The sequence below is a fragment of the Pseudomonas sp. MLB6B genome (assembly GCF_054508135.1).
On sequence record NZ_CP199313.1, the window covers coordinates 3605409 to 3627948 of the forward strand.

At 64.6% G+C, this 22540-nt stretch carries 14 protein-coding genes; 9 read left to right on the forward strand and 5 right to left on the reverse strand.

Features of this window, described 5'->3' with window-relative positions; all coding sequences use genetic code 11:
- Window positions 1-74 precede the first annotated feature (74 nt).
- The 4 genes from glgB to ACSMEV_RS15990 all read right to left on the reverse strand — a co-directional run bounded on the left by glgB (window position 75) and on the right by ACSMEV_RS15990 (window position 10083).
- Window positions 75-2303, reverse strand: coding sequence for a 1,4-alpha-glucan branching protein GlgB (gene glgB / locus ACSMEV_RS15975; RefSeq protein ID WP_459206025.1), 2229 nt, complete (start codon window positions 2301-2303; stop codon window positions 75-77).
- A complete protein-coding gene (treS, locus tag ACSMEV_RS15980; protein ID WP_459206026.1) occupies window positions 2300-5614 on the reverse strand; it encodes a maltose alpha-D-glucosyltransferase in 3315 nt (1104 codons plus the stop codon). The genes glgB and treS overlap by 4 nt, the downstream gene beginning before the upstream one ends.
- Window positions 5615-5872: 258 nt before the next feature.
- On the reverse strand, window positions 5873-7891 hold the full coding sequence (locus tag ACSMEV_RS15985) for an alpha-1,4-glucan--maltose-1-phosphate maltosyltransferase (RefSeq protein ID WP_459206027.1): 2019 nt from the start codon (window positions 7889-7891) through the stop codon (window positions 5873-5875).
- Window positions 7892-8379: 488 nt separating this feature from the next.
- Window positions 8380-10083: an AMP-binding protein gene (locus ACSMEV_RS15990; RefSeq protein ID WP_459206028.1), complete on the reverse strand. Its 1704-nt coding sequence runs from the start codon at window positions 10081-10083 to the stop codon at window positions 8380-8382.
- Between the two features lie 292 nt (window positions 10084-10375).
- On the opposite strand from ACSMEV_RS15990, the gene ACSMEV_RS15995 reads away from it, so the two are divergent.
- The 4 genes from ACSMEV_RS15995 (at window position 10376) to ACSMEV_RS16010 (ending at window position 16044) form a co-directional block, all read left to right on the forward strand.
- A complete protein-coding gene (locus ACSMEV_RS15995; protein WP_459206029.1) occupies window positions 10376-11539 on the forward strand; it encodes an isovaleryl-CoA dehydrogenase in 1164 nt (387 codons plus the stop codon).
- Between the two features lie 161 nt (window positions 11540-11700).
- Window positions 11701-13305: a carboxyl transferase domain-containing protein gene (locus ACSMEV_RS16000; protein WP_459206030.1), complete on the forward strand. Its 1605-nt coding sequence runs from the start codon at window positions 11701-11703 to the stop codon at window positions 13303-13305.
- 4 nt (window positions 13306-13309) lie between these two features.
- A complete protein-coding gene (locus ACSMEV_RS16005) occupies window positions 13310-14128 on the forward strand; it encodes a gamma-carboxygeranoyl-CoA hydratase (protein WP_459206031.1) in 819 nt (272 codons plus the stop codon).
- Window positions 14125-16044, forward strand: a complete 1920-nt coding sequence (locus ACSMEV_RS16010) for an acetyl/propionyl/methylcrotonyl-CoA carboxylase subunit alpha (RefSeq protein WP_459206032.1) — start codon at window positions 14125-14127, stop codon at window positions 16042-16044. Before ACSMEV_RS16005 ends, ACSMEV_RS16010 begins: the two co-directional genes overlap by 4 nt.
- 85 nt (window positions 16045-16129) lie before the next feature.
- On the opposite strand, the gene ACSMEV_RS16015 is transcribed toward ACSMEV_RS16010, so the two are convergent.
- On the reverse strand, window positions 16130-16798 hold the full coding sequence (locus ACSMEV_RS16015) for a LexA family protein (RefSeq protein ID WP_459206033.1): 669 nt from the start codon (window positions 16796-16798) through the stop codon (window positions 16130-16132).
- Window positions 16799-16929: 131 nt separating this feature from the next.
- On the opposite strand from ACSMEV_RS16015, the gene ACSMEV_RS16020 reads away from it, so the two are divergent.
- The 5 genes from ACSMEV_RS16020 to ACSMEV_RS16040 all read left to right on the forward strand — a co-directional run bounded on the left by ACSMEV_RS16020 (window position 16930) and on the right by ACSMEV_RS16040 (window position 22534).
- Window positions 16930-17235, forward strand: a complete 306-nt coding sequence (locus tag ACSMEV_RS16020; RefSeq protein WP_296268538.1) for a DUF6124 family protein — start codon at window positions 16930-16932, stop codon at window positions 17233-17235.
- A gap of 430 nt (window positions 17236-17665) precedes the next feature.
- A complete protein-coding gene (locus tag ACSMEV_RS16025; protein WP_459206034.1) occupies window positions 17666-18181 on the forward strand; it encodes a DUF4880 domain-containing protein in 516 nt (171 codons plus the stop codon).
- A 41-nt stretch (window positions 18182-18222) separates the two neighbouring features.
- Complete coding sequence (locus tag ACSMEV_RS16030; RefSeq protein ID WP_459206035.1) at window positions 18223-19371, forward strand: M14 family metallopeptidase; 1149 nt, start codon at window positions 18223-18225, stop codon at window positions 19369-19371.
- Between the two features lie 427 nt (window positions 19372-19798).
- The gene (locus ACSMEV_RS16035; protein ID WP_459208365.1) at window positions 19799-22057 is read left to right on the forward strand and encodes an ATP-binding protein; all 2259 of its coding nucleotides are present in this window, start codon (window positions 19799-19801) and stop codon (window positions 22055-22057) included.
- A gap of 15 nt (window positions 22058-22072) precedes the next feature.
- Complete coding sequence (locus tag ACSMEV_RS16040; protein ID WP_296268545.1) at window positions 22073-22534, forward strand: response regulator; 462 nt, start codon at window positions 22073-22075, stop codon at window positions 22532-22534.
- Window positions 22535-22540: the final 6 nt, after the last annotated feature.

Below are 22540 nucleotides of genomic sequence, written 5' to 3' on the forward strand. Positions count from 1 at the left end.
TGACGCGAGACCGGCCCTCGACCGAGGGCCCTGCCTGCAAGGACGAACGGGGCCGCGAAGCGACCCCGAATGGCTTACGCCTGCAAAGGCGCTTCGAGCTGCATCACCAGCACACCCAGCGGCGGCAGACTCAGCGACACAGAATACGCCTGGCCGTGGCTGGGCAGGTGCTCGGCACTCACAGCGCCGCCGTTGCCGAAGTTGCTCCCGGCATAGCGCTCGGCGTCGCTGTTGAGCAACTCGCGCCATTGGCCTTCGAATGGCACGCCGACGCGATAGCCTTCGCGCGCCACCGGCGTGAAGTTGGCCACCACCAACACCGCCTCGCCTTTGCTGCTCCAGCGCAGCCAGGCGTAGACGCTGTTCTGCGCGTCGTCGCCGATCAACCACTGGAAGCCCGTAGGCTGGCAGTCCAGCTCATGCAAGGCGGGCAGATCGCGATACAGACGGTTCAGGTCGCCGACCAGATCCTGTACGCCTTTGTGGTTGGAGTACTGCAGCAGGTACCAGTCGAGCTGGGCGTCGTGGTTCCACTCGCGCCACTGGCCGAACTCGCAGCCCATGAACAGCAGCTTCTTGCCAGGGTGCAGCCACATGAAGGCCAGGTACGCCCGCAGGTTGGCGAACTGTTGCCATTGGTCGCCCGGCATCTTCTGGATCAGCGAGCCTTTGCCGTGGACCACCTCGTCGTGGGAGATGGGCAGCACGAACTTTTCCGAGTACGCATAGACCAGCCCGAAGCTCAGCTCGTTGTGGTGGTGCGCACGATAGATCGGGTCGTTCTGGATGTAGTGCAGCGTGTCGTGCATCCAGCCCATGTTCCATTTGTAGGTGAAGCCCAAACCGCCCTGCTGGGTCGGGTGGCTGACGCCTGGCCAGGAAGTGGATTCCTCGGCGATGATCAGCGTGCCCGGCGCTTCCTGGCCGGCGATGTCGTTGAGCTGGCGCAGGAATTCGATGGCTTCGAGGTTTTCGCGGCCGCCATGAACGTTCGGCACCCACTCACCCACCTTGCGCGAATAGTCGCGGTAGAGCATCGAGGCCACCGCGTCGACGCGCAGGCCGTCGATGTGGAAGCGCTTGAGCCAATGCACGGCCGACGCCAGCATGAAGCCACGCACCTCGTTGCGGCCAAGGTTGTAGATCAGGGTGTTCCAATCCTGGTGGAAACCTTCGTGAGGGTTGGCGTATTCGTACAGGGCGGTGCCGTCGAATTGCGCCAGGCCATGGGCGTCGGTCGGGAAATGCGCCGGCACCCAGTCGAGGATCACGCCGATGTCGTGCTGGTGGCATTGGTCGATGAAAGCGGCGAAGTCCTCCGGCGTGCCGTAGCGCGAGGTCGGCGCGAACATCGACAGCGGCTGGTAGCCCCACGAGCCGCCGAACGGGTGCTCCATGATCGGCAGCAGTTCGATGTGGGTGAAGCCCAGGTTTTTCACATAGGGAATCAGACGCTCGCCCAACTCGCGCCAGTTATAGACATGCGACACGGCGCCGCCGTCGTCCACTTCGCACTGCCAGGAACCGGCGTGCAATTCATAGATCGACAGTGGCGCGTGGATGTCGTGGCGCTGCTCGCGCTCGCTCATCCAGCGCTCGTCGTTCCAGGCGTGGGCCAATGGCCCGGCGACCCTGGAAGAAGTACTCGGCGGCAGCTCGGTGGCACGCGCCAGCGGGTCGGCCTTGAGCGGCAGCACGGCGCCGTCGCGGCCAAGCACTTCGAATTTGTAGGACTCCCCGGCGCCCAGGCGAGGTATGAACAGCTCCCACACGCCCGATTCCGAACGCAAGCGCATGGGGTGGCGACGTCCGTCCCAGCCGTTGAAGGCACCGACCACCGAGACTCGACGCGCATTGGGCGCCCACACGGAAAAGCACACGCCGTCCACGCCGTCGACTTGGGTCATCTGGGCGCCAAAACGCTCGGCCAGCTCACGGTGGGTACCCTCGGCGAACAAGTGCATGTCGATCTCGCCGAGCAGGGCACCGAAGCTGTAGGGGTCTTCGGTGACTTGCTCGCCGCCGGCCCAGCCGATTTGCAAGCGATAGGGCTGCTGTTCCTTAAGATGGGCGAAGAACAGGCCCGGCAAGCTGCCCTGCTGCATGTCGGCCAGCACGCGATCGTCTTCGCGGGCCAGCACCCGAGCGCTTAGCGCCGAAGGCAGGAAGGCGCGGACCGTCACACCGCCGTCAGGATCGGTATGGGCGCCAAGGATGGCGAACGGATCGGCGTGTTCGGCACGCGCCAGCGCATCCAGGTCGCGCTGGCGCAAGCCGCCGTTTTCACGCGTTGTAGCATTCATTCTGTCTCTCCCCAGGTACTGATCAGTCCGTGTAGGCCGTGCAAGGGCACGGCAAGCCAGGCAGGACGATTTTCGGCTTCATAAGTGATTTCGTAAGCGGCCTTTTCCAGGCAGAACAGCTCCAGCGCCGCCCGCTCGCCATCGCCTTGCTCCCAGGCATGGGGCATGGCGGCGGTGGCAAGGCCGTAGGCTTCGACGAAGGCGTGTCGCGACTGGTGCAGATACTGCCGGGCCACACGTTGTCGGGCTTGTCGCTCCGGCTCGGAAAGGTCCGCGGCAGACGCGCTGCGCAAGATCATCGCGGCAGCATAGTCGAAAGAGCGCAGCACGCCGCTGACATCTTTATAGGGGCTGTGCTTGGCACGCCGCTCCTGCAAGGGACGCGACGGCTCGCCTTCGAAGTCGATCAGGTAGGCATCGCCTTGAACCACCAGCACTTGCCCCAAGTGCAGGTCGCCGTGCACGCGGATCAGCAACCCGCCCTGAGCCTGCTCGGCCAGACGGGCGACGTGCTGGGCCAGGCCCTCGCGCTGCTGTTGCAGGTCGTCGACCAAGGCCTGGCTATCGGCATCCAGCGCGTCGCGATGCTGGGCCAGCAAGTCCAGCGCGTGGTTCAGCTCGGCGCCGATCTGCTGTGCCCAGCGCTGGCTGTCGTCATGGCCGCTGACCTGCGGCGCGAACGCGGCGTCGTCGGTGGGTGCTGCCAGGTGCAGGTGCATTTCGCCCAGGCGCTGGCCGAACAGTGCGGCGAAGTCGGCCAGTTCGGTTTGAGCGTCGGCATGGCCCTGTTCGGTGCCTTGCTGTGCTTCCAGCTCGTCGCGAATGGCCCGTTCCAGGGTGTTCTGGGTCCAGGCCCAGGCGTCGCCCTGATTGCTCAGGTAACCCTGGGCGATCATCAACAGGTGCGGTTGCGCCTGCTCGTCGACGCGGCTGACCCAGGCCAGCAATGGCGAGATGTTGGCGAAACCGGCTTGGGTCAGGTAAGCGCTCATTTCCAGTTCCGGGTGCACGCCGCCATTGACCCGGCGGATCATCTTGAGCACCAGGTGCTCGCCGACCACCACGGAGCTGTTGGACTGCTCGGCGCTGAGGTAGCGCACCGAGGTGTTGTCGTCGAGCTCAAAGCCTTGCAGATGCTCGGTGCGGTGGAACTGCAACTCCCCCTGTTCCAAAGGCAGGCGCTTTTCGTCCTGGCAGGCGCGCAGCACCTGGCGAATGAACGGTTCGAGGACGAAGGCATCGGTGATCAAGCCCACCTCATGGCTGCGGCGCACCCGCGACAGGGCCAGTTGCTGAGGCAAGGCGGTGCTGATGTGCTCTTCGCGCAACAAACCGAAGGGCAGCTGGTAGCGGCTGGCCACACCATTGCTCAACACTTCGATTTCGGTGAGCAATGCAGGATGCTCGTCACTGCCGAAGCGCACGCCATAGCTGAGGCTGATGCTGTCGAGCGGGCCTTCCTTGCCGGCGAACCAGCGGCGCTTGGGCAGGTATTGCGGCAGGATGGTGCCTTCGAGCTCATCGCGGGCGGGGGGTTGCAGCAGCTCTTCGAGACGTCGACGTAATACCAAGGTAGTCAGCTCCGGTAGGGCCTCGGCCGGCTGCTGGTGCCAGCTGGGCATGCGCTCGTGGCTGGCCAGCTGGAACCAATAGAAGCCGTAGGGCGCGAGGGTAAGCAGGAAGGGCAGTTGGCCGATGGGCGGAAACGCGCTGCCGCCGAGCATCTCGACCGGCACCTTGTCGGCGTACTGCGACAGGTCGAGTTCGGCGGCCTGGGCCGTGCGCGACACGTTGGCCACGCACAGGATGACTTCGTGGTTGCCGGCCTGGTCGGTGTACTCCCTAACATAGGCCAGGATGCGCCGATTGCTCGGCGTCAAGGCCTTCAAGGTGCCGCGGCCGAAGGCTCTCTGCTGGTTGCGCACGGCGATCAGGCGACGGTTCCAGTTGAGCAACGAGTGCGGATCGTGGGCCTGGGCTTCGACGTTGACCGTCTGGAACCCGTACAGCGGGTCCATCACCGGCGGCAACACCAGGCGCTGCGGGTCGGCACGGGAGAAGCCGCCGTTGCGGTCGGGCGACCATTGCATGGGCGTGCGCACACCGTCGCGGTCGCCCAGGTAGATGTTGTCGCCCATGCCCAGTTCGTCGCCGTAGTAGAGGGTCGGCGTGCCGGGCATGGACAGCAGCAGGCTGGTGAGCAGTTCGATACGTCGGCGGTCGCGCTGCAACAACGGCGCCAGACGGCGGCGGATGCCGAGGTTGATGCGCGCGCGGCGGTCTTCGGCGTAGTGGTTCCAGAGGTAATCGCGCTCACGGTCGGTGACCATTTCCAGGGTCAGCTCATCGTGGTTGCGCAGGAAGATCGCCCATTGGCATTTGGCGGGGATTTCCGGGGTCTGGCGCAGGATGTCGGTGATCGGGAAGCGGTCTTCCATGGCCAAAGCCATGTACATGCGCGGCATCAATGGGAAGTGGAAGGCCATGTGGCATTCGTCGCCCTCGCCTTCGCCGAAATACGGCCGAGTGTCTTCGGGCCACTGGTTGGCCTCGGCCAGCAGCATGCGGTCCGGGTAGTGGGCGTCGATCTCGGCGCGGATGGCCTTGAGCACCGCGTGGGTCTCGGGCAGGTTCTCGTTGTTGGTGCCGTCGCGCTCGATCAGGTACGGGATGGCATCCAAGCGCAAGCCGTCGACGCCCAGGTCGAGCCAGAAACGCATGACCCCGAGCACCGCTTTCATCACCTGCGGGTTGTCGAAGTTGAGGTCCGGCTGGTGCGAATAGAAGCGGTGCCAGAAGTACTGGCCGGCGACCGGGTCCCAGGTCCAGTTGGACTTTTCTGTGTCGAGGAAAATGATGCGCGTACCGTCGTACTTCTGTTCGCTGTCGGACCACACATAGAAATTGCGCGCCTTGCTGCCGGGTTTGGCGTGGCGCGCGCGCTGGAACCAGGGGTGTTGGTCGGAGGTGTGGTTGATGACCAGCTCGGTGATGATGCGCAGGCCGCGCTTGTGCGCTTCGGCGATGAAACGCTTGGCGTCGGCCAGGGTGCCATAGTCGGGATGCACGGCTTTGTATTCGGCGATGTCGTAACCGTCGTCGCGTCGTGGCGAGGGGTAGAACGGCAGCAGCCAAAGGGTGTTGACGCCAAGGTCGGCGATGTAGTCGAGCTTGCCGATCAGCCCGGCGAAGTCGCCGATGCCGTCGCCGTTGGCGTCGAAGAACGATTTGACGTGCAGCTGATAGATCACCGCGTCCTTGTACCACAGCGGATCGTCGATGAAGGCTGCCGGGCGCGAACGTTTGGCCATGTGCAACTCCCTTGAAGTCGGTGGTAAACCCATTGCCCCGCCAGTCTCGCGCCTGTTAGAGCCTAGCGCCTGTAGGAGCGGCTTAAGCCGCGATGGGCCACAAGGCGGCCCCAAATGAAACACCGTATACCCCCGATCCAGGCGTATGGCCGACTACTTGCGCCCATTACCTATGGACCTGGTTCCGCAAACGCCGGGGCTGCTGCACCAAACGCCAGGCGCGTAGCCCCGTCGGCAGATCAACTGCGACAGTCCGGATCATTCGCTACGGCTGATCCGCCAGATACCAAACGGCTGATAGTTCGGATCGATGCGCATCCACTGCGTCTTGCCATGCCAGGTCCAGCGATGGCCGTTCATCAAGTCTTCGCCCTGGGTATCGGCATGGTCTTCCAGACCCAGCTCCCACAGCGGCAACTCGAAATGCGCCTCTTGCACGTTGTGCGGATCGAGGCTGACGGCTACCAGGATGTAGTTGTCGCGTTCCGGCGTACGTTTGGCGAAGTACAGGATATTGTCGTTCCAGCAGGTCAGCATCGTCACACCCAAGTGGGTCTGCAACGCGCGGTTCTGCCGGCGGATGCGGTTGAGCTGGGCGATCTCGGCGATGATGTTGCCGGGTGCGGTGAAGTTGCGCGGGCGGATCTCGTACTTCTCCGAGTCCAGGTATTCCTCTTTGCCCGGCAGGGCTGCGGCTTCGCACAGTTCGAACCCCGAGTACATGCCCCACAGGCCCGAACCCATGGTCGCCAGCGCGGCGCGGATCAGGAAGCCTGCGCGGCCGCACTGTTGCAGGAAGAACGGATTGATGTCGGGGGTGTTGACGAAGAAGTTCGGCCGGTAGCAGTCGCGCCACGGCGCCTGATTCAGCTGCTGGAAGTATTCGCTCAGCTCTTGCTTGGTATTGCGCCAGGTGAAGTAGGTGTAGCTCTGCGCGTACCCGACCTTACCCAGGCGCGCCATCATCGCCGGCTTGGTGAAAGCCTCGGCGAGGAACAGCACCTCGGGATACTGGCTGCGCACATTGGCGATCAGCCATTGCCAGAACGGCAAGGGTTTGGTGTGCGGATTGTCGACGCGGAAAGTCTTCACGCCCTCCTCAACCCAGCCGATCACCACGTCGCGCAGGGCGATCCATAGGTCGGGCACGGCGTCGGCCGCGTAGAAGTCGACGTTGACGATGTCCTGGTATTTCTTCGGCGGGTTCTCGGCGTAGCGGATGGTGCCGTCGGGACGCCAGCTGAACCAACCGGGATGCTCCTGTAGCCAGGGGTGGTCCTGAGAGCACTGGATGGCGAAGTCCAGGGCGATCTCCAGGCCGTGCTCGGCGGCGGCGGCGACCAGCTTGCGGAAGTCTTCGCGGCTGCCCAGTTGCGGATGGATGGCGTCGTGACCGCCGTCGGCGCTGCCGATGGCGTAGGGGCTGCCGACATCGTCCGGGCCGGCGTTCAGGGAATTGTTCGGGCCTTTGCGGTGCTGGCGGCCGATCGGGTGGATTGGCGGGAAATACAGCACGTCGAAGCCCATGTCACGGATCATCGGCAAGCGCGCGTGGACATCGCTGAACGTGCCGTGGCGCGCCGGGTCGTCGGTGATCGAGCGGGGGAACAGCTCGTACCAGCTGGCGAACAGCGCCGCTTCGCGGTCGACGTCCAGGGGCAGGACGGGGCTGTGGGTCAGGTAGCTGCGGTGTTCGGCTTCGGTCATCAATAGCGCGGTTTGCGGCTCCAGCAGCGTCGCTACCTGTTCATGGGTGGACAGGCCTTCCAAGCGCTCGCGCACCTGGTGCAAGCGGCCTTGCAGTTCCGGTTGGCAACGGTGGGCGGCCTGGTCCAGCATGATCTGCCCTTCGCGCAGTTCGAGGCCGATATCGACACCCGCCTGATACTTCTTCTCCAGGTCGTAGCAGTAGGTCGCGAACGGGTCGATCCAGGCTTCGACGCGGAACTGGTGCGGGCCGAGCGCCTCGGGGGTGAACTCGCCCCGCCAGAGGTCGTTGCCCATGTCGATCAGGCTCGTGCTATGCCAGGCATCGGCTGCGGCGGTGCGCCAGTGCAGCACCACGGCCAGGCGGTCGTGGCCGTCGCTGTAGACCTTGGCGCTGACCGCGACCGGCTGGCCGACCACGGCCTTGGCAGCGAAGGCGCCCCCGTCCAGGGTCGGCTGGATGTCTTCGATCACGATGCGCGGCGCCATCAACGCCTGGGACAGGCTGATCGCCTGCTGCGGGTGGTCGTTGGCCATGGGCACGCTTTCAAAAGGCTCGTTACGTGACATCTGAGCTTGCTCCCTGAGACTTTAGGCGGTGAAGGTTCAGAGCCGCCGAAACGTGCCAGGGTTCAAAAACAATTGAGCCAAGCCGGCTTGGCAGCGGTCGCACGTAGGGCCAATAGCTCAACTTACGATGCGAGGTGACACGATGCCCCTGCCCATGCCTGGAAAAACACCCGATCCGAACATCGACCAGCCGGAGTTGCCGACTCCGGCGCCCGAGCAGGAGCCCCATGATCCGGCCAGAGAGCCGACGCCGGTCGGGGATCCGCCTGCGAACGAGCCGCCTATCGAAGCGGGACGTTGATGTCGCCGAGCACCGCTACGCCGGAGGCAGACAGCGCGGCTCGTTCTCTCGAACGGCCGCCGCTGTGTCGAAGCATGAGATCGGCGTTCTTGCTTCTACGATGCAGCGCACCCCTAACGCGCGCCCCAGGCTCGTGGCATCGTTTACGCCGCCTGGACGGCCCTCATCGGTTTACGACCTACATCCATCAAATACCTGATCGCTCTGGATCACACCAAGCCCCCGACTCAAGCGCCTTCAGGCTGACCTCGCGCATCCTGAACTTCTGCACCTTGCCCGTCACCGTGGTGGGAAACTGCTCCACGAACCGGAAATGCCGCGGCACCTTGAAGTGCGCGATGCGTGCCTTGCACCAGTCCCGCAGCATATCGGCCTCCAGCGTCTGCCCTTGACGCAACCTCACCCAGGCCACCACCTGCTCGCCATAGCGCTCGCACGGCACCCCGACCACCTGCGCCTCGGCGATCGCCGGGTGGGTGTGCAGAAACTCCTCCAGCTCGCGCGGATAGATGTTCTCGCCGCCGCGAATGATCATGTCCTTGCCGCGCCCGACGATACGCACATAGCCCTCCTCGTCCATCACCGCCAGGTCGCCGCTGTGCATCCAGCCTTCGCCGTCGATGGCCTCGGCGGTGGCCTGAGGGTTGTCCCAATAGCCCAACATCACGCTGTAGCCGCGGGTGCACAGCTCGCCGATCTCGCCACGGGCCACCACCGCGCCGTGCGCGTCGACGAGTTGGGTTTCCAGGTGGGGCTGGGTACGGCCCACGGTGGTGACGCGCCGTTCCAGCTCGTCGTCGGCACCGGTCTGCAGCGACACCGGGCTGGTCTCGGTCATGCCATAGGCGATCTGCACCTCGGCCATGTGCAACTGGTCGATGACCCGGCGCATCACCTCGATCGGGCAGGTGGCGCCAGCCATGATGCCGCTGCGCAGGGTCGACAGGTCGAGTTGCGCGCGTGCCGGGTAGTCGAGCATCGCGATGAACATGGTGGGCACGCCATACAGCACGCTGGCGCGCTCTTCGGCGACGCAGCGCAAGGTCAGTTCCGGGTCGAAGGCGTCGCTGGGGTAGATGAGGGTGCTGCCGTGGGTGATGCAGCCCAGGTTGCCCATGACCATGCCGAAGCAGTGGTACAGCGGCACCGGGAGCACCAGGCGGTCATGCTCGGTAAGGCCCAGGCTGTGGCCGACCATCAAGCCGTTGTTGAGGATGTTGCGATGGCTCAGCGTGGCGCCTTTGGGCGCGCCGGTGGTACCGGAGGTGTACTGGATGTTCACCGGCTGGTCGCAGCGCAGCTTGGCCTGACGGGCGCAATAGGCCGGCCACGGCACCTGCCCTGCCCGCCCGGCCAGCTCGGCCCAGGCGACGAAGCCCTGCGGTGGCTGCGCGGCCAGGCTGACGACGCCGCGCAACGCCGGCAGCGCGTCGCTGTGCCAGTGGCCTGGCGCGTGGGTCGCCAGGCTCGGAATCAGTTCGACGAGCATGGCGTGGTAATCGGAGGTCTTGAACGCGTCGGCGCAGACCAGCCAGCGGCAGCCCGACTGGCGCAGCACGTAGTCCAGTTCGTTGACCCGATAGGCCGGGTTAATGGTCACCAGCACCGCGCCGACCTTGGCGCTGGCGATCTGCAGGATGCACCACTCGGCGCAGTTGGGCGCCCAGATGCCGATCCGCTCGCCGGGCTCGATGCCTAGCGCCATCAAGGCCCGCGCATGGGTGTCGACCGCCTCGGCCAATTGCCGCCAGCTGTAGCGCAGGCCTTGGTGGCGCACGACCAGCGCTTCGCGGTCGGCATGGCGGGTGGCGCAGGCGTCGAACGCCTGGCCGAGGGTCTGGGTGAGCAGCGGTGGGTCCTGGCGGCCACGGCTGTAGCTGGGTTGAGTCATGGGCGTCCCTTCTTGTGATTGTTCTGGGTACGAACGAGCCGCACGTACTCTGGCCCAGGATTCCGTTTACGTAAAGGTGATCGGTAGATTGACAGGCTCAAGCGTCGTGTTTACGTTAACGTAAAGGTGAAAGGCCAGACGTCCGAGTTTCAGTTGACCGTGCTGGCCTGCGCTCGGTAAGCCCAACAAGGTCTTTGGCCAATGCAATCGAAACGTCGGCCCGCAAAGTCCAGCCCTGCTGACCAGGCTGTCGAACATCACTGCCGATTTCCAAGAACAACAAGGTGCCGCCATGTACTACGCCTCCCTCAACTTCGCCTTGGGCGAAACCCTCGACATGCTGCGCGACCATGTGCGCGCCTTCGTCGCCGCCGAAATCGCCCCACGCGCCGCGCAGATCGACCAGGACAACCTCTTCCCCGCCGACCTGTGGCGCAAGTTCGGCGACATGGGCCTGTTGGGTGTGACCGTACCGGAAGCATACGGCGGCGCCGGCTTGGGCTACTTGGCCCATGTGCTGGTGATGGAGGAGATCAGCCGCGGCTCGGCGTCGGTGGCGCTGTCGTACGGCGCGCACTCGAACCTGTGCGTGAACCAGATCAACCGCAACGGCAGCGAAGCGCAAAAGCGCCAGTACCTGCCCAAGCTGATCAGCGGCGAACACGTCGGGGCATTGGCCATGAGCGAGCCCAATGCTGGCTCCGACGTGGTGTCGATGAAGCTGCGCGCCGACAAGCGCGGCGATCATTACGTGCTCAACGGCAGCAAGACCTGGATCACCAACGGCCCCGACGCCAACACCTACGTGATCTACGCCAAGACTGACCTGGAGCGAGGCGCCCACGGCATCACCGCGTTCATCGTCGAGCGCGACTTCAAGGGGTTCAGCCGCAGCCAGAAGTTCGACAAGCTGGGCATGCGCGGCTCCAACACCTGCGAGCTGTTCTTCGACGATGTCGAAGTGCCGCAGGAAAACATCCTCGGCCAGCTCGACGGCGGCGTACGCGTCCTGATGAGCGGGCTGGACTACGAACGCGTAGTGCTGGCCGGCGGCCCGACCGGGATCATGCAGGCCTGCATGGACCTGGTGGTGCCCTACATCCACGATCGCAAGCAGTTCGGCCAGAGCATCGGCGAATTCCAGCTGATCCAGGGCAAGGTCGCCGACCTCTACACCCAGCTCAACGCCAGCCGCGCCTACTTGTACGCCGTGGCGCAGGCCTGCGACCGCGGCGAGACCACACGCAAGGATGCCGCCGGCGTGATCCTTTATACCGCCGAGCGCGCCACGCAGATGGCCCTGGAGGCGATCCAGATCCTTGGGGGCAACGGCTACATCAACGAATTCCCTGCCGGGCGTCTGCTGCGTGACGCCAAGCTGTACGAAATCGGCGCGGGCACTAGCGAGATCCGGCGCATGTTGATTGGCCGCGAGTTGTTCAACGAAACGCGGTGAGCGCTCGCTGTATCGCTCACTGCCCATAGGCCGGACCAGCCGACTCTGGCTCGACCCGCACTAGCCGGTAATGCCGATTCGATGGTGACGTCGCCCGTCGGCATAGCCTCACCTGTTCAGCCGGCCATGCCGCAACGACTTGCCGCCCAACGAGGCTCACGATGATTCTCAAAACCCAGCTCAACGCCCATTCGCCCGAGTTCGCCCGCAACCGCCAGGCGATGCTGGCCCAGGTCGAAGCGCTGCACGCCTTGCTGGCCCAGGTCAGCCAGGGCGGCGGGGCCCAGGCCCAGGCCCGGCACACCGCGCGCGGCAAACTGTTGCCGCGCGAACGCATCGACCGCCTGCTCGACCCAGGCTCGCCCTTCCTCGAAATCGGCCAGTTGGCCGCCTACCAGGTGTATGACGAAGAGGTGCCCGCCGCAGGCCTGGTGGCGGGCATCGGCCGGATCGAAGGGGTCGAATGCGTGATCGTGGCCAACGACGCCACGGTCAAAGGAGGTTCCTACTACCCGCTGACGGTGAAAAAACACCTGCGCGCCCAGGCCATCGCCCAGCAGAACCGGCTGCCGTGCGTCTATCTCGTGGATTCGGGCGGCGCCAACCTGCCCCGCCAGGACGAAGTGTTCCCCGACCGCGAGCATTTCGGGCGGATCTTCTTCAACCAGGCCAACCTGAGCGCCCAGGGCATCCCGCAAATCGCCGTGGTGATGGGCTCGTGCACGGCAGGTGGCGCCTACGTGCCGGCCATGGCCGACGAAGCGATCATGGTGCGCCAGCAGGCGACCATCTTCCTCGCCGGCCCGCCCTTGGTGAAGGCCGCCACGGGCGAGGTGGTGAGCGCCGAAGACCTGGGCGGCGCTGACGTGCACTGCCGCACCAGCGGCGTGGCCGACCACTACGCCGAGAACGACGAGCACGCCCTGGCCCTGGCGCGCCGCTGTGTGGCGAATCTGAACTGGCGCAAGCACGGCCAGGTGCAGTGCCAGCCGGTCAGCGCGCCGCTGTACGAGGCCGAGCAGCTGTACGGCGTGGTGCCGGCCGACGCCAAGCAGCCATTCGACGTGCGCGAGGTGATCGCGCGTCTGGTGGATGGCTCGCAGTTCGACGAATTCAAGGCGCTGTTCGGTACCACGCTGGTGTGCGGCTTCGCCCACCTGCATGGCTATCCGGTGGCGATCCTGGCCAACAACGGCATCCTCTTCGCGGAGGCGGCGCAAAAGGGTGCGCACTTCATCGAACTGGCCTGCCAGCGTGGCATTCCCCTGCTCTTCTTGCAGAACATCACAGGCTTCATGGTCGGCAAGAAATACGAAGAAGGCGGCATCGCCAAGCACGGCGCCAAGCTGGTCACCGCCGTGGCCTGCGCACAAGTGCCGAAATTCACCGTAATCATCGGCGGCAGCTTCGGCGCCGGCAACTATGGCATGTGCGGCCGCGCCTACGACCCGCGCTTTCTGTGGATGTGGCCCAACGCGCGGATCGGTGTGATGGGCGCCGAACAGGCGGCCGGGGTACTGGTGCAGGTCAAGCGCGAGCAGAGCCTGCGCAGCGGCGAACCGTTCGACGCCGAAGCAGAGGCACGCCTGCGCCAGCCGATCCTCGACCAGTACGAGCGCCAAGGCCACCCCTACTATTCCAGCGCGCGGCTGTGGGACGACGGCGTCATCGACCCGGCGCAGACCCGCGACGTGCTGGGCCTGGCCCTGAGCGCCGCCCTCAACGCGCCTATCGCGCCCAGCCGTTTCGGCATCTTCCGGATGTGACGCCATGAAGCCTTTCGACACCCTCGAAATGATCCACGACCCTCGCGGCTTCGCCACCCTGTGGCTGAACCGTGCGGACAAGCACAATGCGTTCAACGCGCAGATGATCGACGAATTGTCGAGTGCGCTCACCCAGCTGGGCGAGGACGACACCCTGCGCTTCGTGCTGCTGCGCGGACGCGGCCGGCACTTCAGCGCCGGTGCCGACCTGCAGTGGATGCAGCAGGCGGCGCAACTGGACCTGGCGCAGAACCTCAGCGACGCCCAAGCGCTGGGCGAGCTGATGTACCGCCTGCACGCGCTGCCCATGCCGACCCTGGCCGTGGTGCAAGGCGCGGCGTTCGGCGGTGCGCTGGGCCTGATCGGTTGTTGCGACATGGCCATCGGTGCGGACGATGCGCAGCTGTGCCTGTCGGAGGTGCGCATCGGCTTGGCGCCGGCGGTGATCAGCCCGTTCGTGGTCCAGGCCATCGGCGCCCGTGCCGCGCGCCGTTACGCCTTGACCGCGCAGCGCTTCAGCGGCATGCAGGCGCAGCGCCTGGGCTTGCTGGCCGAGACCTACCCGGCGGCGGAGCTCGACACCCAGGTCGAAATCTGGATCGCAACGCTGCTGCTCAACAGCCCCCAGGCAATGCGCGCCAGCAAAGCGCTACTGCGCCAGGTTGACGGCAGTGTCCCTTCCCAGGCCGTGCGGGAAGCATGCGAACAGTGCATCGCGCAAATCCGTGTCAGCGCCGAAGGCCAGGAAGGTTTGCAGGCCTTCCTGCACAAGCGCCTGCCTGCCTGGCAGGCCATTCCCCGCGAGCAGGAGCCGCGCCCATGACCTCGTCCACCCTGAATACCTTGCTCGTCGCCAACCGCGGCGAGATCGCTTGCCGCATCCTGCGCACCGCCAAGGCCATGGGCCTGACCACGGTGGCCGTGCACAGCGGCGTCGATCGCCAGGCACGGCACGTGCGCGAAGCTGACCTCAGCGTCGACCTGGGCGGCGCCAAGGCGGCCGACAGCTATCTGGACATCGACAAGCTGCTGGCTGCGGCACGTACCAGCGGCGCCCAGGCGGTGCATCCGGGCTACGGCTTTCTCTCCGAGAACGCGGCATTCGCCCAGGCCGTCGAAGACGCCGGGCTGGTCTTCCTCGGTCCACCGGCGCGCGCCATCAAGGCCATGGGCAGCAAATCGGCGGCCAAGGCCTTGATGGAACAGGCCGGGGTGCCGTTGGTGCCGGGTTACCACGGCCAGGCGCAGGACCTCGACACCTTCCGCGAAGCCGCCGCACGCATTGGCTACCCGGTGCTGCTCAAAGCCAGCGCCGGAGGCGGCGGCAAGGGCATGAAGGTTGTCGAGCACGAGGGGCAACTGGCCGAGGCCCTGGCTTCGGCACAGCGCGAAGCGCAGGCATCGTTCGGCGACGCGCGCATGCTGGTGGAGAAATACGTGCTGCAACCGCGGCATGTGGAAATCCAGGTATTCGCCGACCGCCACGGCCATTGCCTGTACCTCAACGAACGCGACTGCTCGATCCAGCGCCGCCACCAGAAGGTGGTCGAAGAAGCGCCGGCGCCCGGCCTCTCCCCGGCCTTGCGCCAGGCCATGGGCGAGGCCGCGGTGCGCGCTGCGCAGGCCATCGGCTATGTGGGCGCCGGTACGGTGGAGTTTCTGCTCGATGCCCGTGGCGGTTTCTTCTTCATGGAGATGAACACGCGCCTGCAAGTCGAGCATCCGGTCACCGAGGCCATCACCGGCCTGGATCTGGTGGCCTGGCAGATTCGTGTGGCGCGGGGCGAAGCGCTACCCCTGACCCAGGCCGAGGTGCCATTGCGCGGGCATGCGATCGAAGTGCGTCTGTATGCCGAAGATCCGGCGCAGGACTTCCTGCCGGCCACCGGCACTTTGGCCCTGTACCGGGAGCCTGCGCTGGGCGCCGGCCAGCGTATCGACAGCGGGGTCGGCGAAGGCGACACGGTCTCGCCCTACTACGACCCGATGCTGGGCAAGCTGATCGCCTGGGGCGAGGACCGCGAACAGGCGCGACAACGCCTGCTGCAGCTGGTGACGGGCATGGCCATCGGCGGTGTGAAGACCAACCTGGCGTTCCTGCAGCGCATCCTCGCCCACCCCGCGTTCGCGGCGGCCCAGCTGGACACAGGCTTCATCGCCCGCCATCAGGACGTGCTGCTACCTCCTCCACAAGCCTTGCCCGACGCGTTCTGGCAGCGTGCGGCGCAGGTCTGGTTGCAGGAGATGGGCAGTCGAGGTCGCGATGACGATGCCCAGTCGCCCTGGTCGCGCACCGACGGCTTGCGTTTGGGGCTGGCGGCACGATGCGTGGTGGCCTTGCAGTGCGACGGTATGGATCGTGTCGTGGCGCTGGAGGGTACGGCCTGCATGGAGACCGTGGCGGATTCGACAGCGCCTGCTACGCCGGCCATACGCCGTGGCGACACGCTGTATCTGCGCTGGCAGCAGCAATGGCACGGCCTGTGCGCCTACGATCCGGCCAGTGCCGCGCAAGGCAGTGCCGCTCTGGCCGGTGGGCTCAGCGCGCCGATGAACGGCAGCATCGTACGGGTCCTGGTCACCCCAGGCCAGACCGTGGAGGCAGGCGCTGCGTTGGTGATCCTGGAGGCGATGAAGATGGAGCACAGCATTCGCGCGCCCGAAGCGGGAGTGGTGAGCGCGTTGCTATGCGCCGAAGGCGAGATGGTCAGCGAAGGAACGTTGCTGGTGGCTTTGTGAGAACGGGCAGCCGGGGCGCGTGCGAATTTGCCTCGGCCGGCAGCCCTGCCGCACGGCGCACGTGCCGTGGCAGCTCCTCGTCACCTCAGTGCACCCCATGGGAGCGCACCACAACCCCGATCACCTCGAACCCCGCACCGCACAACAGTTTCGGATAGGTGGGGTTGAGCGGCTTGAGGAAGCGCTGGCCGCCATCTTCCACCAGCTGCCGGAACATGGCCGTGGTCCCCTCTTGACGAGCGATCACCAACTTCCCAGGAGCGGCGGGCACGCCAGGGTCGACCAGTACCAACATGTGCTCCGGCACGCTGGGGCCGGTGGCCGAGCTCATGAGATCGCCCTCGACCCGCAGCCAAAACGCGTTGCCTTGGGCGCAGTAATCGGTCTGTTCGGTGACGATGCTGGAGGTCGGCAGCGGCCCATCCAGCTCGGCCCATGCCAAGACCGGGTAACGGAAACACAAGATGTATTGAGATATGTCCGTTTCAGCATCCGTGTCGGAAGCGTCCTGCGCCCCGTAACGACCAGCGCGTTCGGCGACAGCGTTCGCCGGCGCGATGCTCAGGGATACGTGCAAATGCGGCATGCCCAGGGCCACCAGGACCTTGTTCATCATGTCGATTTTCGGTGTGCGCGTACCGCGTAGCCAGTGGCCGACGCCGCCTTGGGTGACGCCGACACGTTCGGCCAGCTGCTCTTGTGAGAGGCCGAGCTCGCGCAGTTTTAGCTTTACCAATGCGATCCATTTATCCATCGCCCGCACGATACGTCCTGTCCCGTTGCGCTCAATACACAAATGGTATTATTTGTAACGGTCTCGCCAAATACCGTTTGTACTATAGTAGGGAAACATTCCCTCCCCGCTCATCACTATTTGGTAACAGGATGAAACCCACGACATATTCAGACAAAGAACTGGACAGCGAAGCCGCCCGCCGCGCGCTGGACTACTACCTCAATCCTACTGCAGCTAGCACTTCGGTCGATCGCACGCCCTGGACCGTGCGCGACGACGTCAGCCCCGACATGGTCGACGCCCATGTCATGAACCTGTTGCGCAGCGCTGCCGCCACCGCGTGTGAAAGCGCCAGTCACCAGCAGGGCAATGTGCGTGAAGTAATGTACGCCTTGATGCACATGATCAACATGGCCAGGTCGCTGCTGGAGCAGCGGCATTCGCAGGAAGGATGAGGGTGCGTAGGTGTTGAAGGCCGGGACCGGCTTTGAAACCGCGATCAGGAAGTGCTCAGGCTTTTTTCGCCACATCGCTAAAAATCATTTGACCGCCAAATGATAACGATTATTATTGCACTCAGCGGGTCGAGAGACTCGCTGGATATTCCGAAAGCCCTCAGGTCGGGCGTTCAGTTTATCTCCTCATCAGGCTAATCACGGTTTTTGACCCAGCTTTTGCTGGGTCTTTTTTTTGGTGCTCTTCAGGCTAATGAAGAAGGGTTGTCGCTTGAGTGGCCGAATCATAGCAAAGCTCCGCATAGCGAGAACACAGGCGCACGAAGCTTTCACCAATCAGCACTTGAGAATCAATCTCGTTACCACTAAGCTCATGTAGCGTCACGGACGACGCCCCCTCTACTTCCCGCCGCTACGCAAGGAGCTGTCCATGAGCCCTGTATCGCTGCCACCGATGCAACCTGCGCATGCCGTCGAACAACCGTTGCGCAACGCCATGCCGCGACGCTTCGCACGCCTGCCGCGCCGCGCCCAACAGGTCTTTCTGCTCAGCCGCTTGGACGGTCTCGACTTCGCCCAGATCGGTGAGCGCCTCGGCCTGCGTATCGAATGCGTCGAGCGACTGATGGCGCAGGCGCTGCATGCGACCCTGCCGCCGCCGAGCGCTATCGCCGCTCAGGCCTGTCATTGGTATGTCAGGCTGCAAAACCCGGCCACCACCGCCTGCGAGCGCATCGACTTTCGTCGCTGGCTCGATGCCTCGCCTGCGCATCTGCACGCGTTCCACGCCACCGAACTGCACTGGCGCAGCCTGTTGGCGCCAGCCCAGGCGCTGGGCGAGCGCAGCAGCTACCGTCAGGGGCGCGCCGCTTTGTCGCTGGGCGGCTGCGCCCTGGCGGTGGGCCTGGGCGTGGTGGCGGTCCTGGCTTTCGGCCTGGGGGCCTGAGGGGTAAAGTGACGGCACAATAACGCCAGAGGAGCTTGGCAATGGCCGTGACGCTATCCCCGCTGCACATCGACTGCGACTTCGATTCGGGCAACATCGAGGTCGTGGATGCCTCCCAGCCTCGACACGTACGCTTGGCCCTGCGGCCCGACAGCCATAGCGGTCACTTCCAGTGGTTCCACTTCCGTGCCCAAGGCCTGACCCCAGGCCAGCGCCATCGCTTCAGCCTGGAAAACGCCAGCCGAACCTCCTACCCCAACGCCTGGACGGGCTACCATGCGGTCGCCTCCTACGATCAGCAGACCTGGTTCCGCGTGCCCAGCGAGTTCGACGGCACCGCCCTGCACATCGACCTCGATGCCGAACAGGCGCACGTGTGGCTGGCCTACTTCGAACCCTACCCACGCGCACGGCACAACCAACTGATCGAACGCGCGCAAGGCATCGCCGGCGTGGCGCTGCTGGCCAGCGGGCGCAGTGTGCAGGGTCGCGATATTCCCCTGTTGCGCGCTGGCGACGGCGCCCCCGGCAAACGCAAGCTTTGGCTGATCGCCCAACAGCACCCTGGCGAGCACATGGCCGAATGGTTCATGGAAGGCGTCATCGACCGCCTCGAACAGAACGATGCCAAGGTCCAGGCGTTGCTGGCCGTTGCCGACCTCTACCTGATCTGCAACATGAATCCCGACGGTGCTTACCACGGCCACCTGCGCACCAACCTCAAGGGCCAGGACCTCAACCGCGCCTGGCAGAACGCCAGCGTCGAACTCAGCCCCGAGGTGTTCTTCGCTCAGACGCAGATGCAGCGCCATGGCGTGGACGCGTTCATCGACGTGCACGGCGACGAAGAGATTCCCCATGTGTTCACCGCCGCTTGCGAGGGCAATCCGAATTACAGTCCGCGCCTGGCCGATTTGGAACAGCGCTTTCGCGATACGCTGTGCGCGCTTACCGAGGACTTCCAACAAGTACACGGCTACACCCGCGACGCGCCCGGCCAGGCCAATATGGCCTTGGCCTGCAACGCCGTCGGCCAGACCTACGATTGCCTGTCGCTGACCTTGGAGATGCCGTTCAAGGACCACGACGACGCGCCCAATCCGCGCACCGGCTGGTCGGGCGCGCGTTCCAAGGCGCTGGCGGGCGCCGTGCTGGACACCTTGCTCGAACTGACCGCCGAACTGCGCTGAGCTACACGGGTACCTGCCCTGGGCAGTACAGGGTGGATACCCGTGCACGATGCCGCTTGGCTCGACTGCGCAGGCCTTCCTCTACGCCTCGCAAGCCTGTTCTTGTCATCACGTGGTAGCGGGAGCGCCAAGCCGGTGAAAGGCTCGAATGGGTATAGCCATCGACGTCATAAGTCAGGCTTGACTTCATATTCCGCTACGTACCGGCGGCCTATAGAAGGCTCACTGCCCACTGGTACAAGGTCATCTTGCCGACGAACGGTAGGCCCATTGGAAAAACCTGTACAAAAAATCTTCCTCCGTAGAACCTAGTGCTCTGCCTGGCCTCAAATGGCCACTTTCCGACGCTCAATTCGTACTTTTCTGATAACGTGGGCGCACGAATTTCCCTTCCTTTTTCACCTGCTTGCGGCCTCGCCCCGTGGCCATGAACGGAGAGTGTTTCTTGACAACCGCCCAGAACGCTTTTGACGAAGCGGTCGAACGCTGCGCCCAGGAGCCTATTCAGATTCCGGGCAGCATCCAGCCCCAAGGCTTCATGCTGGTCCTCGACGAACGCGACCTGCGCATCGTCCAGGCCAGCGAGAACGTGCGCCAGTGGCTGGGCATCAGCGCACAGGACGTGCTCGAGCGCCCGTTCGCGACGCTGTTCGATGGCTTTGATCTGCATGCGCACCTGCCCCAGGTGCCGGAAGACGACGTGTTTCCCTTCCACTTGGCCGACGTGCGTCTGAATGCCGACGCCATCTGGCAAGAACCCCTGCGCCTGCTGGTACACCGCCATGACCAGGTGTTGATCGCCGAATTCGAACCTTGCGGCAGTACCCCACGCGCCGACTATCACCCCCTGGTGCGCGGCTTCGTCGGCAGCCTCAACCAGGCGATCGACCTCGAAGCGCTGCTCGACCAGTCGGTGCAACAGATCAAGCGCCTGACCGGCTTCGGACGGGTGAAAGCCTATCGCTTCGATGCCGAGGGCAACGGCCTGGTCATCGCCGAAGCCGTGGACCCTGGCTATCCGCATTACCTGGGCTTGTGCTTTCCAGGTTCGGACATCCCGCGCCAGGCCCGCGAGCTGTACCGGATCAACCGCATCCGCCTGATCCAGGACGCCACCTACCAGCCTTCGGCGCTGCTGCCCACGCTCAACCCCTTGACCGGCAAGCCGCTGGACATGAGCTTCGCGTCCTTGCGTAGCGTGTCGCCAGTGCACCTGCAATACATGTGCAACATGGGCACACTGGCATCAATGTCGCTGTCGATCGTGGTCGACGGCCAATTGTGGGGGTTGATCTCCTGTCACCACGCCGAACCTCGCGCTGTCGACTTCCAGACCCGCACCGCCTGTGAGCTGCTGGCCAGCGTCCTGTCGCTGCAGATCGAAGCACGCGAGTCGCACACCAATACCCGCCAGTTGCTCGATCTGCGCCGCCATATCGTGCGCATGCTCTCGTCCATGGCCGACCGCGACAGCGTAAGCGACGGTTTGCTGGCACTGCCGGAGGTGATGCTCGACTTCGCCGCCGCCAAGGGCGTGGCCATCATCAGTGCCGAGCGGTGCGACCTGATCGGTGACACACCGCCCGAAGCGCAATTGCTGGCACTGGTGCATTGGCTGGGGCAACGCGACGAGGAAGGCGTGTTCCACACCGATAACATTCGCCGCGACATTCCGCTGCTGCCCGAGCTTGCCGACCATGCCGGCGGCGTGCTGGCGGTGGCGATCTCGCAGATCCATTCGCACTACCTGCTGTGGTTCCGTCCCGAGCAGGTGCGCACCGTGCACTGGGCCGGGCGCCCGGACAAGCACATCGACGACGCCACCGGCCGCCTCAGCCCGCGGCACAGCTTCGAGCGCTGGCACGAAGAGATTCGCGGTTTCTCGCAACCCTGGGACCCGCTGATCGTCGAAGGCGTGCTGGAGCTGCGCATCGCAGTCCTGGGCATCGTGCTGCGCAAAGCCGAGGAAATGGCGCAACTGGCCGGTGAACTCAAGCGCTCCAACAAAGAACTCGAAGCGTTTTCCTACAGCGTGTCCCATGACCTGCGCGCGCCGCTGCGGCACATCGCCGGTTACAGCGAGCTGCTCAGCGAATTCGAAGGCCAAGGGCTGTCCGAGCGTGGCAAGCGCTTCCTGCATCACATCGAGGAAGCGGCGCAGTTCGCCGGCACCCTGGTGGACAACCTGCTCAACTTCTCGCAGATGGGCCGCTCGGCCTTGCGCATGTCAGACGTCAACCTCAATGCGTTGATCGACACCATTCGCACCGAGTCGGCACCCGACTATGCCGGGCGGGAAATCGTCTGGGACGTCGCCCGCCTGCCCAAGGTGATCGCCGACCCCGCGTTCATCAACCTGGTCTTGCAGAACCTGATCTCCAACGCCATCAAGTACACGCGCGAACGAAACCCGGCATGTATCGAAATCGGCTCGCATGAGAACGACGAGGAAGTCGAGATCTACGTCCGCGACAATGGCGTCGGTTTCGACATGGCCTACGCTAACAAACTGTTTGGGGTGTTCCAGCGTTTGCACCGCATGGAAGACTTCGAAGGCACCGGCATCGGCCTGGCCAGTGTGCGCCGCATCATCGAGCGCCACGACGGACGCGTCTGGGCCGAAGGCGCGATCGACCAGGGCGCCTCGTTCCACTTCGCCCTTCCCCTCCACCCCCAGCACGCTTGAGGGACCGTACCGAACATGCTCAAACCCATCTTGTTGGTCGAAGACAACCCCAGAGACCTGGAGTTGACCCTCGTGGCGCTGGAACGCAGCCAGCTGGCCAATGAAGTCATCGTCATGCGCGATGGCGCCGATGCTCTGGATTACCTGATGCGTCGCAACGCCTACAGCGACCGCGACGACGGCAACCCTGCCGTGCTGTTGCTGGACTTGAAACTGCCCAAGGTCGATGGCCTGGAAGTGCTCAAGGAAGTGCGCTCCACCCCCGAACTGCGCAGCATCCCTACGGTGATGCTGACCTCTTCGCGCGAGGAGCCCGACTTGCTGCGCGCCTACGAGCTGGGCGTCAACGCCTACGTGGTCAAACCTGTGGAGTTCAAGGAATTCGTCACAGCCATTTCTGACCTGGGGGTGTTCTGGGCCGTGCTCAACGAGCCGCCACCCGGCTCGCTGCGCCTGCCTCGCCGCGGCATTACCTGAGGCGGA

Coding starts and splice junctions, on each gene's coding strand:
- glgB (WP_459206025.1), bottom strand. CDS start 2,303: ATGAATGCTACAACGCGTGAAAACGGCGGCTTGCGCCAGCGCGACCTG.
- treS (WP_459206026.1), bottom strand. CDS start 5,614: ATGGCCAAACGTTCGCGCCCGGCAGCCTTCATCGACGATCCGCTGTGG.
- ACSMEV_RS15985 (WP_459206027.1), bottom strand. CDS start 7,891: ATGTCACGTAACGAGCCTTTTGAAAGCGTGCCCATGGCCAACGACCAC.
- ACSMEV_RS15990 (WP_459206028.1), bottom strand. CDS start 10,083: ATGACTCAACCCAGCTACAGCCGTGGCCGCCAGGACCCACCGCTGCTC.
- ACSMEV_RS15995 (WP_459206029.1), top strand. CDS start 10,376: ATGTACTACGCCTCCCTCAACTTCGCCTTGGGCGAAACCCTCGACATG.
- ACSMEV_RS16000 (WP_459206030.1), top strand. CDS start 11,701: ATGATTCTCAAAACCCAGCTCAACGCCCATTCGCCCGAGTTCGCCCGC.
- ACSMEV_RS16005 (WP_459206031.1), top strand. CDS start 13,310: ATGAAGCCTTTCGACACCCTCGAAATGATCCACGACCCTCGCGGCTTC.
- ACSMEV_RS16010 (WP_459206032.1), top strand. CDS start 14,125: ATGACCTCGTCCACCCTGAATACCTTGCTCGTCGCCAACCGCGGCGAG.
- ACSMEV_RS16015 (WP_459206033.1), bottom strand. CDS start 16,798: ATGGATAAATGGATCGCATTGGTAAAGCTAAAACTGCGCGAGCTCGGC.
- ACSMEV_RS16020 (WP_296268538.1), top strand. CDS start 16,930: ATGAAACCCACGACATATTCAGACAAAGAACTGGACAGCGAAGCCGCC.
- ACSMEV_RS16025 (WP_459206034.1), top strand. CDS start 17,666: ATGAGCCCTGTATCGCTGCCACCGATGCAACCTGCGCATGCCGTCGAA.
- ACSMEV_RS16030 (WP_459206035.1), top strand. CDS start 18,223: ATGGCCGTGACGCTATCCCCGCTGCACATCGACTGCGACTTCGATTCG.
- ACSMEV_RS16035 (WP_459208365.1), top strand. CDS start 19,799: ATGAACGGAGAGTGTTTCTTGACAACCGCCCAGAACGCTTTTGACGAA.
- ACSMEV_RS16040 (WP_296268545.1), top strand. CDS start 22,073: ATGCTCAAACCCATCTTGTTGGTCGAAGACAACCCCAGAGACCTGGAG.